Annotated in this window: 14 protein-coding genes and 3 tRNA genes; 9 read left to right on the top strand and 8 right to left on the bottom strand. The window is 75.7% G+C overall.

The window, feature by feature from the left end; all coding sequences use genetic code 11:
- The first annotated feature begins 76 nt into the window (after positions 1 to 76).
- Both K8Z49_RS06190 and K8Z49_RS06185 read left to right on the top strand, forming a co-directional pair.
- Complete coding sequence (locus tag K8Z49_RS06190) at positions 77 to 760, top strand: LysE family translocator (RefSeq protein WP_412517816.1); 684 nt, start codon at positions 77 to 79, stop codon at positions 758 to 760.
- 63 nt (positions 761 to 823) lie between these two features.
- Entirely contained in the window at positions 824 to 2,473 is a 1,650-nt protein-coding gene (locus tag K8Z49_RS06185) for a DUF885 domain-containing protein (RefSeq protein ID WP_111833512.1), read from the top strand.
- 31 nt (positions 2,474 to 2,504) lie between these two features.
- Here the strand turns inward: K8Z49_RS06185 and K8Z49_RS06180 are convergent, their stop codons facing one another.
- Entirely contained in the window at positions 2,505 to 2,801 is a 297-nt protein-coding gene (locus tag K8Z49_RS06180; protein WP_143118586.1) for a hypothetical protein, read from the bottom strand.
- Between the two features lie 108 nt (positions 2,802 to 2,909).
- Positions 2,910 to 3,902, bottom strand: a complete 993-nt coding sequence (locus tag K8Z49_RS06175; protein WP_412517815.1) for an alpha/beta hydrolase — start codon at positions 3,900 to 3,902, stop codon at positions 2,910 to 2,912.
- A 460-nt stretch (positions 3,903 to 4,362) separates the two neighbouring features.
- Between K8Z49_RS06175 and erm the strand changes: the two genes are divergently transcribed.
- Positions 4,363 to 5,133 (top strand): ErmE/ErmH/ErmO/ErmR family 23S rRNA (adenine(2058)-N(6))-methyltransferase, encoded by a 771-nt coding sequence (gene erm / locus K8Z49_RS06170; protein WP_412520996.1) that lies wholly within the window; start codon positions 4,363 to 4,365, stop codon positions 5,131 to 5,133.
- Positions 5,134 to 5,209: 76 nt separating this feature from the next.
- Here the strand turns inward: erm and K8Z49_RS06165 are convergent, their stop codons facing one another.
- Positions 5,210 to 6,667 (bottom strand): benzaldehyde dehydrogenase, encoded by a 1,458-nt coding sequence (locus K8Z49_RS06165; protein WP_412517814.1) that lies wholly within the window; start codon positions 6,665 to 6,667, stop codon positions 5,210 to 5,212.
- 382 nt (positions 6,668 to 7,049) lie between these two features.
- Here K8Z49_RS06165 and K8Z49_RS06160 point away from each other — a divergent pair.
- The 4 genes from K8Z49_RS06160 (at position 7,050) to K8Z49_RS06145 (ending at position 7,905) form a co-directional block, all read left to right on the top strand.
- Positions 7,050 to 7,122 (top strand) — tRNA-Asp (locus tag K8Z49_RS06160).
- A 24-nt stretch (positions 7,123 to 7,146) separates the two neighbouring features.
- A tRNA-Cys gene (locus tag K8Z49_RS06155) sits at positions 7,147 to 7,219 on the top strand.
- A gap of 41 nt (positions 7,220 to 7,260) precedes the next feature.
- Positions 7,261 to 7,333: transfer RNA gene (locus K8Z49_RS06150), tRNA-Arg, on the top strand.
- 32 nt (positions 7,334 to 7,365) lie between these two features.
- Positions 7,366 to 7,905: a DUF5565 family protein gene (locus tag K8Z49_RS06145; protein WP_075022411.1), complete on the top strand. Its 540-nt coding sequence runs from the start codon at positions 7,366 to 7,368 to the stop codon at positions 7,903 to 7,905.
- Between the two features lie 70 nt (positions 7,906 to 7,975).
- Here the strand turns inward: K8Z49_RS06145 and K8Z49_RS06140 are convergent, their stop codons facing one another.
- Entirely contained in the window at positions 7,976 to 8,386 is a 411-nt protein-coding gene (locus K8Z49_RS06140; protein ID WP_412517813.1) for a RidA family protein, read from the bottom strand.
- 125 nt (positions 8,387 to 8,511) lie between these two features.
- Between K8Z49_RS06140 and K8Z49_RS06135 the strand changes: the two genes are divergently transcribed.
- Positions 8,512 to 9,474, top strand: coding sequence for a helix-turn-helix transcriptional regulator (locus K8Z49_RS06135; RefSeq protein ID WP_412517812.1), 963 nt, complete (start codon positions 8,512 to 8,514; stop codon positions 9,472 to 9,474).
- A 13-nt stretch (positions 9,475 to 9,487) separates the two neighbouring features.
- Here the strand turns inward: K8Z49_RS06135 and K8Z49_RS06130 are convergent, their stop codons facing one another.
- From K8Z49_RS06130 to K8Z49_RS06115, 4 genes are all read right to left on the bottom strand, one after another.
- Positions 9,488 to 9,886, bottom strand: a complete 399-nt coding sequence (locus tag K8Z49_RS06130) for a nuclear transport factor 2 family protein (RefSeq protein ID WP_075022409.1) — start codon at positions 9,884 to 9,886, stop codon at positions 9,488 to 9,490.
- 323 nt (positions 9,887 to 10,209) lie between these two features.
- Positions 10,210 to 10,389, bottom strand: a complete 180-nt coding sequence (locus tag K8Z49_RS06125) for a hypothetical protein (protein WP_412517811.1) — start codon at positions 10,387 to 10,389, stop codon at positions 10,210 to 10,212.
- A gap of 38 nt (positions 10,390 to 10,427) precedes the next feature.
- Positions 10,428 to 10,871 carry a group II truncated hemoglobin gene (locus K8Z49_RS06120; protein WP_021599758.1) on the bottom strand — a complete coding sequence of 148 codons (444 nt, stop codon included), beginning with the start codon at positions 10,869 to 10,871 and terminating at the stop codon, positions 10,428 to 10,430.
- Positions 10,872 to 10,959: 88 nt separating this feature from the next.
- Complete coding sequence (locus tag K8Z49_RS06115) at positions 10,960 to 11,952, bottom strand: helix-turn-helix transcriptional regulator (RefSeq protein WP_412517810.1); 993 nt, start codon at positions 11,950 to 11,952, stop codon at positions 10,960 to 10,962.
- 108 nt (positions 11,953 to 12,060) lie between these two features.
- Between K8Z49_RS06115 and K8Z49_RS06110 the strand changes: the two genes are divergently transcribed.
- On the top strand, positions 12,061 to 12,486 hold the full coding sequence (locus tag K8Z49_RS06110) for a VOC family protein (RefSeq protein ID WP_412517809.1): 426 nt from the start codon (positions 12,061 to 12,063) through the stop codon (positions 12,484 to 12,486).

The following is a 12,486-nucleotide window of genomic DNA, read 5'->3' as shown; positions in this document are numbered from 1 at the left end:
TAGGGGGCTGCGGTAGGGGTCTGCGGGCCGGTGAAGGGCGTTGCGGGCGGGTGCGGAGGCCGGTCAGCATGGGGGGATGCTGGAGAGTCTGGTCGCGTTCGCGGGCGCGGCGGTGCTGATCGCGATGGTCCCGGGCCCGTCGACGGTGGTGATCATGCGTGCGTCGATGCGGTCGGGGCGGCGCGCGGGCGTGGTGACGGCGCTGGGCAACGAGGCGGGCGTGCTGGCGTGGGGCGTGGCGGCGGCGGTGGGGCTGTCGGCGCTGCTGGCGGCGTCGCGGCTGGCGTACGAGGGGCTGCGGATCGCGGGCGCGGTGGTGCTGGTGTGGTTCGGGGTGCGGGCGCTGTGGCAGGCGCGGCGCGGTAGCCGCCCCACCGCTGACACCGCTGACACCGCTGACACTGGGGACACTGGGGACACTGGGGACACCGTGGACGGGGCGGATGCCGGTCGCGGGGCGGCGGGGTGGCGGTGGTTCCGGCTGGGGCTGGTGACGAACTTCGCCAATCCGAAGGCGGGGGTGTTCGCGGTGTCGTTCCTGCCGCAGTTCGTGCCGGAGGGGTGGCCGGTGGCGGCGGTGCTCATCGGGTTCTCGGTGCTGTGGGCGCTGATCGACCTGGTCTGGTACACGGCGGTGGTGTGGACGGTCGCGGCGGCGCGGCGGGCGCTGGGGCGCCCCGCGGTGCGGCGGCGGCTGGACCAGCTGTCGGGTGTGGTGCTGGTGGGGCTGGGTGTGCGGCTGGCGGCCGAGGCGCGCTGACGGCGCGCCGGTTTGGCACATTTCCATGATCGCTTTTCGGGGTGGTGGCCGTAGCCTGGTGCGGTGACCGAACTGGATGACCTTGCCGGCCGGTACGTCGAGGAGTTCGCGGCGCTGGACCCGTGCCTGGCGGCGCTGATGGGGATCGCGGGGCAGGACGCGCGGCTGACCGACTACGGGCCGGACGGGGTCGCGGCCCGCGCGGATCTGTCGCGGCGGACGCTGGCGGCGCTCGGCGGCGCCGCGGCCGGTGCCGGTGAGGCGGGGCGGATCGCGGCTGCGGTGCTGCGCGAGCGCCTTGAGGTGGAGGTGGCGCTGGACGAGGCGGGGGTGCGGGAGGGGTTCCTGGACACCACCGACGGGCCCGTCCAGCGGCTGCGGATGGCGGTGGAGCTGCTGGACCGGGGCGCCGGCACCGACTGGGAGGCCGTGCACGCGCGGATGCGGGCGCTGCCGGCGGCGCTGGCGGGGCTGCGGGTGTCGCTGGAGCGGGCGTGCGCCCGGGGGAGTGTGGCGGCGCGGCGGCAGGTGCTGCGCAACGCCCGCGAGTGCGGGGACGTCCCGGCGTATCTGGTGGGTCTGGCGGGGCGGTACGGGGACGGGCCGTTGGCGGGGGCGCTGGGGGAGGCGGCGCGGGCGGCGTCGGCGGCGCTGGCGGAGTTCGCGTCGTTCCTGTCGGGAGAGCTGGCGCGGCGGGCGCCGGAGCGGGACGCGCTGGGCGGCGACCGGTACCGGCTGGGGGTGCGGGACTTCCTCGGGACGGAGCTGGATCTGGCGGAGACCTACGCGTGGGGCTGGGAGGAGCTGGCGCGGATCGAGGCGGAGATGGCCGCCGCGGCGGCGGAGATCCTGCCGGGTGAGCCGCTGCCGGCGGTGACGGCGGCGCTGGACGCCGACCCCGCGTACCGGATCGGGGGCGCGGAGGCGTTCCGGGAGTGGATCCAGGAGCTGGCGGACCGGGCGATCGCGGATCTGGACGGGGTGCATTTCGACATCCCCGAGCCGCTGCGGCGGATCGAGTGCCGGATCTCGCCGGTGGAGGCGGGGATCTACTATCTGGCGCCGGCGGAGGACCTGTCGCGTCCGGGGACGGTGTGGTGGACGCTGGGGGACCCGTCCGCCGATGTGGTGACGTGGACGGTCCCGACGACGATGTTCCACGAGGGTGTGCCGGGCCATCACCTGCAGCTGGGCGTGACCGCGCTGAACCCGGCGCTGAACCGGTTCCAGCGGCTGTCGAGCGAGCTGCACCCGGGGCACAGCGAGGGGTGGGGGCTGTACGCCGAGCGGCTGATGGACGAGCTCGGCCACTACCGGGATCCGGCGCACCGGCTGGGGATGCTGGCGGGCGGGCAGCGGTTCCGCGCGGCGCGGGTGATCCTGGACATCGGGCTGCACCTGGAGCTGCCGATCCCGGCGGGGACGGGCTTTCACGAGGGGGAGCGGTGGACGCCGGAGCTGGGGTGGGAGTTCCTGCGGGCGCGCAAGGGGCCCGACCCCGACGCGGCGGTGGCGTTCGAGATAGACCGGTATCTGGGGCGCCCGGGGCAGGCGATCGCCTACAAGCTGGGGGAGAAGGTGTGGCTGGAGGCGCAGGAGGAGGCCCGGCGCCGGGCGGGTGCGGGTTTCGATCTGAAGGAGTTCCATCGGCGGGCGCTGGATCTGGGGCCGATGGGCCTGGACCGGCTGCGCGCCGAACTCGCCCGTTTCTGAGATCTCCGGGGCGCGGTCGGCGGGGTGCGGGTCAGACGGGTTCGGGCGGGACCGGGAGGTGGCCCAGGCGTTCCCTGGCGTCGACGCCGGTCTCGCGGAGCCAGCGGCGGGTGTTGCGCATCTGCATGACGTCGGCCTGGCCGGCGGCGGGGAGCTCGTCGGGGGCGCCGGTGTCCTGGGGGGTGCTGCCGACGTGGCAGGCCTCCTCGTCGCCGGGCTCGATGACGCGCTTCTGGTAGTCGGGCGGCCACCGCAGCAGCATGCGGCGCCCGCAGGTGGGGCACGCCCACTCTTCCAGCCCTGACTCCTGTGTCCGGACCTTCCTCATTTCGTGCGTCCGATACAAGACGGTGCCTCCTCGACCGTCGGCGGTTAATCGGTTCGCGCAATAGTGATTGCCGACGTCAAGCCGGTTAAACGGCATGGGCAAGCGGCTTTAAGGTCGGGGCCGCGGTGGTTGCGGACGGGCCGGAACCCCGGTGGCGGTGAGGGCGCGGTGAACGGCGGCGCCGATCCCGGCGATCGCGGCGGCGGGGCGGCGCGCGAACGAGCCCCAGCCGAGGAAGCCGTGGTCCAGCCCGGTCCCGGGGACGAGGGTGACGGGCACGCCGGCGGCGCGCAGCCGCGCCGCGTGCGTTTCGGCCTGGGGGCGCAGCCGGTCGTACTCGGCGGTCGCGATGACCGCCGGGGGCAGCGTCGCCGGGTCGGGGTCCAGCAGGGGCGACACCTCCGGCAGGGTGCGGTCGGTGTCGCGCAGGTAGGCGCGCAGGGCCCGGTCGATGCGGGAGGGCCCGAAGTCAAGCCCGTCGGGGTCGGGCAGCGGCGGCGGGGCCTCGCGCAGGTCCACGGCCGGGTACAGCAGGACCTGCAGGACGGGGCGGGCGGGGCCCGCGTGCCGCAGCCGTCCCGCGGCCGCGGCGGCGATCTGCCCGCCCGCGCTGTCGCCGGCGACGCCGACCCGCCCGGCGTCCACGCCGAGGCCCGCCGCGTTCGCCACGACCCAGCGGGCGGCGGCGGCCGCGTCGTCCACCGCGGCGGGGAACGGGTCCTCGGGCGGGCGCCGGTACCCGACCGACACCCACGCGACACCGCTGGCGGCGGCCAGGGCCCGCACGACCGGGTCGTAGGAGTCGACGTCGCCGAGGATCCAGCCGCCGCCGTGGAAGTACACCAGGACGGGCGCCGGGCCGTCCCACGCGGGCCGGTACAGCCGCGCGGGCAGCGGGCCCGCCGCGCCGTCCACGACCAGGTCCTGGACGGTGCCGGCGGGCGGGCGCGGGGAGCGGGCCAGGTCGGCGGCATGGGCGCGGCGCGCGTCCTCGACCGCGCCGCCGCCGGTCCCGCCGCCGGTCCCGCCGCCTGCCGTGCCGTCGGCGGGACCGGCGAGGCGGTCGCGCATGAACGCCAGGTACTGCGGATCGCGGCCCATCGGCACCTCCACCGCCGAGCCTACGAGGCGGGCCGGCGGAAAACCTGTTGGGTGCGGCCGTGCGCGGGTCCTAGGATCGCGCGCATGTGCGCCATGACCAAGAGCGCGGCGCGGGTGACCGTCTCCGCCGCCGCGAACGCGCGGCCGCGCGAGCGTCGCCCCGCCCTGGACCACCGGGTGCGCGCCGCCGCCTGACCTTCCGCAGGCGACCGGTCCCCGCGCGCCGCGCGGGTGTCGTCACGCGGCCCCGTCACGGGCCGCATCCCCGGCGCCGCGTCTTTGTGACCGCGCGGTTCCCTTCGCGCCGTGAGCCGGTGACCGTCCTGGGCTTCATCCGATGTCCCTGACCATCGTGGACGGGCCCCGCCGCGCGTTCCCGCGGATTCTCCTGCGGCCCGTCCCGCCGGCCCCGCGCGGCCGGAAGCCCAGGACGGCGACCGTGAACCACCGAATCCGCACCATGCCCCGCGGCCGTGCCCGCCGCGAACTGTCCCAGAACCTCCTGGCCGACGCCGGAGTCATCGCCCGCTACGCCCGGACCGCCGCCGTCCCCGGCGGCCTGGTCGTGGAGGCCGGCGCCGGCGACGGCCGCATCACCGCCGCGCTCGCCGCGCACGCCGCCCGGGTGATCGCCTACGAGATCGACCCGGTGCCGGCCGCGCGGCTGCGGCGCCGCTGCCACGCCCTGCCGCACGTGACGTGCGTGACCGGCGACCTTCTGGCCGCCCGGCCCCCGGACGCCGCGTTCCATCTGGCCGGGAACATCCCGTTCGCGGCCACGTCCCGGATCGTCGGCTGGGCGCTGGGGGCGCCGTCGATGGAGTCGGCGACGCTGATCACGCAGCGCGAGTACGCCCGCAAACGCACCGGCGACTACGGCCGGTGGAGCCTGCTGACCGTGCGGACCTGGCCGCGGTTCTCCTGGCGGCTCGGCGCCCGCGTCCCCCGCGACCGGTTCCGCCCGGTCCCGCGCGTGGACGCCGCCGTCCTGCACCTGGACCGCCGCGACCGGCCGCTGGTGCCGCCCGAGGCGATGCCGGGCTACCTGCACTGCGTCGAGGTGGGCTTCACCGGCAGGGGCGGAACCCTGCACGCCTCCCTGCGCACCGCCCACCCCCGCCACCGGGTCGACGCGGCGCTGCGGGCGGCGGACCTGCCCCGCGGCACGATCGTCGCCCACGTCCACCCCGACCAGTGGATCGCCCTCGCCCGCGTCCTGCACCCCTGGTGACCCGGCCGGCGTCCGACCGGCCACCCAGTGGCCGGTCGGACGCCAGAGCACCCAGAGCACCCAGGGCAGACGGGGGTCAGAAGGGGTAGGTGGCGATTTCGTCGCGGACCGTGACCCACTGCGTCTCGGTGAACGCCTCGATGTTGGCGTCCGGGCCGCCGAACCGCGACCCGTTCCCCGACGCCGCGACCCCACCGAACGGGACGACCGGCTCGTCGTTGACGGTCTGGTCGTTGATGTGGACCAGGCCCGTCGGGACCGCGTCGGCGATCCTCATCGCCTGCCCGACGTCCCCGAGGATCCCCAGCGACAGGCCGTACTCGGTCGCCGACGCCAGCTCCACCGCCTCCTCGGGCGTGGAGAACGGCACCACCGGCGCGACCGGCCCGAACACCTCCTGCGCGTAGGCGGGCATGTCGGGGGTGACCTCGTCCAGGACGGTCGGCCGGTAGAACAGGCCCTCGTGGGTGCCGCCCGCCGCGAGCCGGGCGCCCGCCGCGACCGTGTCCTTCACCAGCGTGTCGACATGGGCGAGCTGCCCGGCGTCGATGATGGGGCCGAGCGCGACCTGCCCGGTCGAGGGGTCGCCGACCGGGAGCTTGTCGGCCTTGTCGGCCAGCGCCGCCACGTACTCCTCGTGCAGGCTCTCGTGCACCAGGTGCCGCCCCGCCGTCATGCAGATCTGTCCCTGGTGCAGGAACGCGCCCCACGCGCCCGCCGACACCGCGTCGGCGACCCGCGCGCCCGGCAGCACGATCAGCGCGTTGTTGCCGCCGAGCTCCAGGTGGGCGCGTTTGAGGAGCCGCCCGCACACCTCGCCGATCTTGCGTCCGGCGGCGGTGGAGCCGGTGAACGACACCACCCGCACCTCCGGCGCCGCGACCACGGCCTCACCGGTCTCCCGCCCGCCGGGCAGCAGGTGCAGCAGCCCCTCGGGCAGTCCCGCCTCCTGGAAGATCCGCGCGAGCGCCACCCCGCCGGACACCGCCGTGCGGGGGTCCGGCTTCAGCAGCACCGCGTTGCCGAGCGCCAGCGCCGGCGCCACCGACCGCATCGACAGGATCAGCGGGAAGTTGAACGGCGCGATCACGGTGACGACCCCGGCGGGACGGCGCCGCGCCAGGCTCCACCGCGGCTGCGCCGACGGCAGCACCAGCCCCTGCGGGTGCGACGCCAGCGCCGCCGCCTCGTAGCACAGGCTCTCCGCGAAGTGGGTCTCCAGGTCCCCCTTCGGGGGAATCGCCCCGGTCTCCCGCACGATCCAGCCGCCGATCTCGGCGGCGTGCTCGGCGAACAGCCGCCCCGCCTCCCGCAGCACCGCGGCGCGCTCCTCGTAGGTGCGGGCGGCCCAGTCCCGCTGCGCCGCCGCCGCGGACCGCGCGGCCCGCGCCACGTCGGCGGCGGACGCCTCGCCGAGCGTGCCGAGCGTCCCGCCGGTCGCGGGCTCGGTGACGTCGTAGACGCCGCCGTCCCCGGCCGTCCAGCCGCCGTCGAAGATCTTCCTGGTCCAGATGCCGGGGTCGAGCAACGTCATCGTTCCTCCTCGGATGGGTCCGCGCGACGGGGGACCGCGCACGGGGGCGCACGTCCCCGACCCCACCCTCACCATGGCGGGTCCGTCAAGGAACATCATCATTCCGCTCAGCGGAAACATCCGGCGACGGGGGAAAACCCGTTGCGGGCGGCGGCCGCGGCGGGGCACTCTGATCACGCGGGCGCCCGGACGGCCGGGCGCGACGCGAAGGCCGGACACGAGGGAGGGGACGCAGATGAGCTGTCTGAGCTGTCACCGCGGCGATCGCCCCCGGACCCGGACCCGCGCCACCCGGCGCGCGGCGCGCTGACCCGCGCGCCGCCCCCTGCGGCGGCCCCCGCCCGGCAGCGTCGCCCAGTAGTGTCGCCCTCTTTCTCTTCACGACCTCGTAGCTCAGCGGTCAGAGCACCGGCCCGTCACGCCGGACGCCGTGGGTTCGAATCCCATCGGGGTCGCACGGCCCGCACCCGCGGGCCCGTGACGCCGTGGCCGAGCGGTACAGGCGGCGGTTTGCAAAACCGTCTCAGGTGGGTTCGACTCCCACCGGCGTCTCCCGTCCCGTCCCCGCAGTCACCCTGGGGACGGGACGGCCCCTCCCCGTAGCTCAGCGGACAGAGCGCCGGCCTCCGAAGCCGGGAGCCGCAGGTTCGATCCCTGCCGGGGAGACGTCCGGGCCCGCCCCCGCACCAGGAGCCGCCATGCGCAAGATCCCCACCGTGTTCGTCCGCGACTGGGACGGCGACCCCCGCCACGTCACCCGCGAGCCAGACCCCGCCTGCGCGTGGGTGTTCGCCGGAGAGGGCCGCGCCACCCGCAAGTACGACGGCACCTGCGTCCGCTTCGACGGCGGCCGGTGGCTCGCCCGCCGCGAGGTCAAGGCCGGCCGTGCCGCGCCGCCCGGGTTCATCGCCCTGTCCACCGACGCCGCCACCGGCAAGACGATGGGGTGGGAGCCCGCCGAGCGGTCCGCGTTCTGGAAGCACCTGCGCGCCGCCATCGGCGACACCGCCTGGGCGCCCGGCACCTACGAGCTGATCGGCCCGCGCGTCAACGGCAACCCCGAGGGACGCGACGAGCACGCCCTCGTCCCGCACGGCGCCGACGACCTCGGCGAGGTCCCCCTGGACTACGACGGCCTGGCCGCGTGGCTGCGCGCCCACCCCTACGAGGGCATCGTGTGGCACGCCCCCGACGGGCGGATGGCCAAGCTCAAGCGCCGCGACTTCCCGCCCGCCTGACCGACCCGCCCCGACCGGTGCCGCCCCGACTGGTGCCGCCCCGACCGACCCGGTGCCGCCCGGGGCGGTGTCAGCGGGGTATGACGGCCGTCGCCTCGACCTCCACCAGCTGGTCGTCATACCCCAGCACCGCCACCCCCAGCAGCGTGCTCGGCACGTCGTGGGCGCCCATGCGGTCGCGGTAGGCCTCCCACACCGCCCCCAGATCCTCCCGCCGCGACGACGCCACGTACACCGTGGTCTTCACCACGTCCGCCGGCGACGCGCCCGCGCCCCGCAGCGCCGCCTCCAGGTTCGCCATCACCTGCCGCGCCTGCCCGGCGCAGTCGCCGGGCGCGACCGTCGCGCCCGCCTCGTCCAGCGGGCACGCCCCCGCCACCCACACCGCCCGCAGCGGCGTGTCGGCGACCGCCGCGTAGGCGTACCCGACGGCGCCGGTCAGCCCCACGTCCCGCACCAGCCGCACACCCGGCACACCCATCGCACATCCTCCCTTCGCCGCGTCCCCGGTGAACGCCCCACCCACCAAGACCGTTCCGGTCGGCGTCCGGGCAGCGCAGACGGTCAGGCCGGATCCCGTCGTGAACCTCCGGCATGCTGGGCGGCATGGCCGATCCCGCGACCCGGTTGCTGAACCTGCTGTCCCTGCTGCAGACGCCCCGCGAATGGCCCGGCGCCGAACTCGCGGACCGGCTGAACGTCAGCGCCCGCACCGTCCGCCGCGACATCGACCGGCTCCGCGAGCTCGGCTACCCCGTCGAGGCCGCCCGCGGCCCCGACGGCGGCTACCGCCTCGTCGCCGGCACCGCGATGCCGCCCCTGCTGCTGGACGACGAGGAGGCCGTCGCCATCGCCGTCGGCCTGCGCACCGCCGCCGCCCAGCCCGTCGACGGCATCGGCGAGGCCTCCGCCCGCGCCCTGGCCAAGCTCGAACAGGTCCTGCCGTCCCGGCTGCGCCGCCGCGTCGCCTCCCTCGGCGCCGCCACCCAGCCCCTCACCACGCCCCCCGGCGACACCGCCGTCGACCCCGCCTGCCTGGCCGTCCTCGCCACGGTCACCGCCGCCCGCGAACGCGTCCGCTTCACCTACCGCCCCGCCGCCGGCGCCGAGACCCGCAGGCACGCCGAACCGCACCGCATCGTCGCCGCCGGGCGCCGCTGGTACCTCATCGCCTACGACCTGGACCGCGACGACTGGCGCGTGTTCCGCGCCGACCGCGTCACCGCCCCCCGCCCCACCGGGCAGCGCGCCGCGCCCCGCGACGTCCCCGGAGGCGACGCCGCCGCGTTCCTCCAGGACAAGCTGTACTCCCTGGCCCCCACCCATCGCGCCGAGGTCACCCTCCACCTGCCTGCCGACCGGGCCGCCGCCCGCCTGGGCGCCGACCCCGCCGACGTCCGCCCCCTCGACCGGGACCGCTGCCTGCTCACCACCCGCGCCGACACCCTCGAATGGCTCGCCGCCCGGCTGCTCATGCTCGGCTGCGACCTGCGCGTCCACCACCCGCCCGAACTGCGCGACCACCTCGCCGACCTGTCCGCCCGCGCCGCCCGCGCCGCCGCCCCCTGAACCCCCTCGGCGGTCAGCCGCCCAGCGGGCGCCGCCGTGCCAGGATCCGGCGGCGGCTGATCCGCCAGCCCTCCGCGAGCCGCACCACCGTGTCCTCGTAGACCAGGCTCGCGGCCGTCCCGTCGGCGCTTATCCCGATCGCCTTGGACCGCGCCCGCACCTCATCGGCCGACACCGGCGCCAGCACGACGTTGGTCACGTGATGCCCGACCGGGTTCCGCTCGCCCAGCTCCCGGCCCGCCTGCGCACACGCCGCCACCCCGTGCAGCGGCGGACTCCCCAGGTCGCTGACGTCGTAGACGACGTCGTCGGTGAACACCTCGCCCAGCCGGTCCAGCTCGCCGTCGTCGCACAGATGCCCGTGCAGCGCGATCAGCTCCCCGATGGCCGCCCTGTCCTCACACCTGATCACGCCCCACCGTCCCTTCCCCAACAAAACGGGGAACTCCCCGCTTTTCGCCTGAAAACAGTAAGCGGGGAGTTCCCCATTTGGCAATTCGACGGCGGAAGGACGATGCGCCCGGACCGGCGCGGCCCGGCTCCTGATGGCCTGAAGCGGACGGTCGGCGGGGCGGCGCTCCCCAGGCCGGGGCGTCGCGGCGCACTGGCGCGCGTGCGGGAAGCCATGAACCCGCGGAGCGGACGTGCCCTGGCCCTCCTGGCCGTCTCCGCGGCCTTCCGGGCCTATGTGTTCGTGTTCTGCCTCGTCCTCACGGTGACCGGGCGCCCGCCCGGCTACTCCTTCGGCCGCGTGGTCGGCATGGTGTTGTTCCTGGCCGTGGTGTCGGCGGCGTCCCCGCGCAGCAGCGTGGTGATCAGGGACGCGGCATCGACATCGTCGGCGCCTTCCACCGCAGCCGCGAGGCCGAGCACGCGGTGCTCACCACCCCGGTCGGCCTGATCCACGGCACCCACGACGAGCGGCATTCCTCTGGACACCGGCGGGGGAGGGGTCAGGAGGCGGGCCAGTCCCAGCGGGGGACCTCGCGCAGCGGGTGCAGCTCGTCGTCGGTCTCGGCGTGGGAGTTCTGCCGGGCGACCTCGGTGCCGAACTCCACGTGCTCGCGCAGCGCCTGCCGGAAGGGGGCGTCGGCGGGGAGCCCGGCGGCGTCGGCCGCGGCCATGTACAGCTCGACGAACCGCAGGCGCTGCTCCTCGGTGATCTTCAGGTGCCGGTGGACGTCGATGAGGTGCGCGAAGCCGCCCATCTCGCGGGTGAAGGTGTCGGGGCCGCCGAAGGTCTCGGCGGTGAAGGCGGTCAGGTGGCCGACGTGGCCGGGGTCGCCGTCGCCGAACAGCGGCTGGAGCAGCGGATCGGCCAGGACGCTGCTGTAGAAGATCTCGATGTGCCGGCGCAGGCCCTCGTATCCGCCGGCATGCTCGAACAGTGTTTTCACGATTACACCGTTACATGTCGATGATGGTCTGGTTCGTTTATCGCAGCGCGGATGGGCGGCTGTCGAGGACCGGTTGTGGTCAGCGGCGTCAGTTCTCCGCATCGGACGGGCCGAACGCGCGGACGGCGCGGTTCGCGCGGCGGGCGATCCCGGCCAGGTGCCCGGCCAGCTCGGGCGGGTCGAGCAGGGTGTAGTCGACGGGCAGCAGCGTGACGCGGTAGGCCAGGAACCGCAGCGAGTCCGAGCGGGTGTGCAGCACGCAGGTGCGGTCGCCGGCCGGTTCCAGGACGCCCTGCCAGGCGGTGACGTGCTCGGCGGCCTCCTGGACGGGGACGTGCAGCAGCACCCGCGCCCGGATCGTCCCGGACCCCCCGGCCAGGGCGTCCATCGCCCAGGACGCGGCGTCCGCGCCGCCGGGCAGCTCCCGCCGCGGCCCCCGCACGCCCGTGCGGTGCGGGGCGGTGACCCGGTCGGCGCGGAACGTGCGCCAGGCGGCGCGGTCCTCGTCGTGGGCGACCAGGTACCAGCGGCGGCCGGCGGTGACCAGGCGGTGCGGCTGCGCCAGTCGCCGGGTCGCGCGGCCGCCCGCGTCGGTGTAGGTGAAGCGGACCTTCTCGCCGGTCACGCACGCCGCGGCCAGCAGCGCCAGGACGGCGGGGTCGGCCGCGGGCGGCGCGCCGTCCTGCGGCGGCAGCGGCACCGCCGCCTCGGTGAGGGCGGCCACCCGGTGCCGCAGCCGGTGCGGCAGCACCTGCTCCAGCTTGGCCAGCGCGCGCAGCGAGGAGTCCTCGATGCCGGCGACCGCGCCCGCGGCGGCGGTGCGCAGGCCGATCGCGATGGCGGTGGCCTCCTCGTCGTCCAGCAGCAGCGGCGGCATCGCGGTGCCGGCGGTGAGGCGGTAGCCGCCGGTGCTGCCGTGCGTGGCGTGGACGGGGTAGCCGAGGTCGCGCAGCCGCTCGACGTCGCGGCGGATGGTGCGGGCGGTGACGCCCAGCCGGGCGGCGAGCTCGCCGCCCGGCCACTCGCGGGGCGTCTGCAGCAGGGACAGCAGCCGCAGCAGCCGCCCGGACGGATCACGCATGGTTCCCATCCTGCCGCGCCACTAGGACGTTCACTGACCTATTGGCCTCCTAGCGTGGGTGGGACCGGGGCCGGAACCGTCCGGCCCGGTCAGGAACGGAGACCCACCATGCTGCGAGGATTCGCCACCATCAGCCACTGGGCGGACGACCTGGAGGCGGCCAAGGACTGGTACACCGGGCTCCTCGGCATCCCGCCGTACTTCTCGGCCCCGGGCCCGGACGGCGGCACCGCCTACTACGAGTTCCGCGTCGGGGACTACGAGCACGAGCTCGGGCTCGTCGACGCGCGGTTCCGGCCCGGCGGCGGCGCCGCCACCGCCGGGCCTGCCGGCGCGATCATCTACTGGCACGTGGACGACCTGGAGGCGGCGGTGGCGCGGCTGCTGTCGCTGGGCGCCCGCGAACACGAGGGGATCACCGAGCGGGGCGACGGGTTCACGACCGCGTCGGTGGTCGACCCGTTCGGCAACATCCTCGGCGTGATGTCCAACCCGCACTACCTGGAGATCCTGGCCAAGGCCGCGCCCCGCTGA

The sequence above is a fragment of the Actinomadura madurae genome, assembly GCF_047130825.1.
Taxonomy (GTDB): domain Bacteria; phylum Actinomycetota; class Actinomycetes; order Streptosporangiales; family Streptosporangiaceae; genus Spirillospora; species Spirillospora madurae.
Note: the sequence above shows the minus strand (reverse complement) of the source record. Positions and strands in the feature narration are given on the sequence as shown.

Excerpts from the sequence above, each read along its gene's own strand:
- K8Z49_RS06190 (WP_412517816.1), top strand. The coding sequence starts at position 77 with ATGCTGGAGAGTCTGGTCGCGTTCGCGGGCGCGGCGGTGCTGATCGCG.
- K8Z49_RS06180 (WP_143118586.1), bottom strand. The coding sequence starts at position 2,801 with ATGAGGAAGGTCCGGACACAGGAGTCAGGGCTGGAAGAGTGGGCGTGC.
- K8Z49_RS06175 (WP_412517815.1), bottom strand. The coding sequence starts at position 3,902 with ATGGGCCGCGATCCGCAGTACCTGGCGTTCATGCGCGACCGCCTCGCC.
- erm (WP_412520996.1), top strand. The coding sequence starts at position 4,363 with ATGCCCCGCGGCCGTGCCCGCCGCGAACTGTCCCAGAACCTCCTGGCC.
- K8Z49_RS06165 (WP_412517814.1), bottom strand. The coding sequence starts at position 6,667 with ATGACGTTGCTCGACCCCGGCATCTGGACCAGGAAGATCTTCGACGGC.
- K8Z49_RS06145 (WP_075022411.1), top strand. The coding sequence starts at position 7,366 with ATGCGCAAGATCCCCACCGTGTTCGTCCGCGACTGGGACGGCGACCCC.
- K8Z49_RS06140 (WP_412517813.1), bottom strand. The coding sequence starts at position 8,386 with ATGGGTGTGCCGGGTGTGCGGCTGGTGCGGGACGTGGGGCTGACCGGC.
- K8Z49_RS06135 (WP_412517812.1), top strand. The coding sequence starts at position 8,512 with ATGGCCGATCCCGCGACCCGGTTGCTGAACCTGCTGTCCCTGCTGCAG.
- K8Z49_RS06115 (WP_412517810.1), bottom strand. The coding sequence starts at position 11,952 with ATGCGTGATCCGTCCGGGCGGCTGCTGCGGCTGCTGTCCCTGCTGCAG.
- K8Z49_RS06110 (WP_412517809.1), top strand. The coding sequence starts at position 12,061 with ATGCTGCGAGGATTCGCCACCATCAGCCACTGGGCGGACGACCTGGAG.